Source organism: Streptomyces sp. AC555_RSS877, assembly GCF_019049245.1.
GTDB lineage: Bacteria > Actinomycetota > Actinomycetes > Streptomycetales > Streptomycetaceae > Streptomyces.
Genome location: NZ_JAGMUK010000224.1, coordinates 1 through 555, shown reverse-complemented (window position 1 = coordinate 555; position 555 = coordinate 1). Strand labels below are relative to the sequence as shown.

The window sequence follows — 555 nt, the reverse complement described above, 5'->3', positions numbered from 1 at the left end:
ATCGAGGGCGGCGCGGCGAACATCGCGGACATCTACCCGCTCGCGCCCCTCCAGGAAGGCATCCTCTTCCACCACCTGATGTCCGGTCAGGGCAGCGGCGCGGACGGGTACGCGGCACCCGCCATCATCCAGTTCGACTCGCGAGAACGTCTGGTGGCCTGCCTCGCCGCTCTGCAGGGCGTGGTGAACCGGCATGACATCTACCGCACGGCCTTCGTGTGGGAGGGCCTGAGCGAGCCGGTCCAGGTGGTCACCCGCCAGGCCGTCCTGCCGGTCACCGAGCTCGCGCTCGACCCACAGGGACCGGATACCGCGGAACAGCTGATCGCCGCGGCAGGCTCGGTGATGGACATCGGTCGTGCCCCGTTGATCGACGTGCACACGGCTGCGCATCCGGACGGTGGGGGGCGCTGGCTGGCAGCCCTGCGCCTGCATCATCTGGTGCAGGACCACACCGCACAGGATGTGCTGCTTGAGGAGATGGGTGCGTTCCTGTCGGGTCGGGAGGGTTCGTTGCCGGAGCCGCTGCCGTTCCGGAACTTCGTGGCGCAGGCG

1 protein-coding gene is annotated in these 555 nt (G+C 69.0%); it reads left to right on the top strand.

Annotated features, from left to right (window positions below; all coding sequences use genetic code 11):
• Nucleotides 1-555: condensation domain-containing protein (locus tag KUM49_RS46500; RefSeq protein ID WP_254402836.1), on the top strand; the 555-nt coding region annotated here is incomplete at both ends.